The 1307-nt window shown below is 72.1% G+C and carries 1 protein-coding gene; it reads left to right on the forward strand.

All coding sequences use genetic code 11. The annotated features are described in order from the left end of the window. Positions 1 to 1307, forward strand: a 1307-nt coding sequence (gene glmU / locus O4G76_RS19820; RefSeq protein ID WP_269398878.1) for a bifunctional UDP-N-acetylglucosamine diphosphorylase/glucosamine-1-phosphate N-acetyltransferase GlmU, incomplete at both ends; no start/stop codon positions are given.

Raw genomic sequence — 1307 nt, forward strand, 5'->3', positions numbered from 1 at the left:
GGGCACGCGGATGAATTCGGACCTGCCGAAGGTCCTGCACGAGATCGGGGGCGCGCCGCTGCTGCATCACGCGATGGCGGCCGGCATGGCGCTGGAGCCGTCGCGGATGATCGTCGTCGCGGGGCATGGCGCCGAAGCCGTGGAGCGCGCCGCGACCGGCTTCGACGCGGGCGTCGTCACGGTGCGCCAGGAAAGCCAGGACGGCACCGGCCACGCGGTGCGCCAGGCCCGCGCCGCGCTCGAGGGCTTTTCGGGCGACGTGATCGTGCTCTACGGCGACACGCCCTTCATCCGGCCCGAGACGCTGGAGGCGATGCGCCGGGCCCGGACCCGCGCCGACGTCGTGGTGCTGGGCTTCGAGGCCGCCGATCCGGGCCGCTACGGGCGGCTGGTGACGTCGGGCGACAGCCTCGAGCGGATCGTCGAGTTCAAGGATGCCGACGCGGCCACCCGCGCCATCACCCTGTGCAATTCCGGCGTGATCGCCGCGGATCGCGAGACGCTGTTCGAGCTGCTCGACCGGGTGACCAACGACAACGCCGCGGGCGAGTACTACCTGACCGACATCGTGGGCCTCGCGCGCGAGGCCAGGCTCGGGGCCGAGGTGGTGCGATGCGACGAGGCCGAGACGCTGGGCATCAACACCCGCGCCGAGCTGGCCGCTGCCGAGGCCGCGTTCCAGTCCCGGGCCCGGGCCGGGGCGATGGAGGACGGGGTGACGCTGGTGGCGCCGGAGACGGTGAGCTTCGCGCGCGACACGGTGGTGGGCCGCGACACGGTGATCGAGCCCAACGTGGTGTTCGGCCCCGGCGTGACGGTGGAGAGCGGCGCGCGGATCCGCGCCTTTTCGCATCTCGAGGGCTGCCACGTCTCGCGCGGCGCGACCGTCGGCCCCTTCGCCCGGCTGCGCCCCGGCGCCGAGCTGGCCGAGGAGGTGCATGTCGGCAACTTCGTCGAGATCAAGAACGCGCAGATCGGCACCGGCGCCAAGATCAACCACCTGACCTATCTGGGCGATGCCGATATCGGCGCCGGCACCAATATCGGCGCGGGCACGATCACCTGCAACTATGACGGGGTGTTCAAGCACCGCACCACGGTGGGCCGCGACGCCTTCATCGGCTCCAACACCATGCTGGTGGCGCCGGTGACGCTGGGCGACGGCGCGATGACCGCCACCGGCACGGTGGTGACCCACAACGTGCCGGCGGGCGACATGGCCGTGGGCCGGGCGCGCCAGGACAACAAGCCGGGCTTCGCGACCCGGTTCTTCGAGAAGCTGCGCGCCGCGAAGGCCGCCAAGACCA

Origin of the sequence: Limimaricola sp. G21655-S1 (genome assembly GCF_027213785.1) — a bacterium.
In the GTDB taxonomy this organism is placed as follows: Bacteria; Pseudomonadota; Alphaproteobacteria; order Rhodobacterales; family Rhodobacteraceae; genus Limimaricola.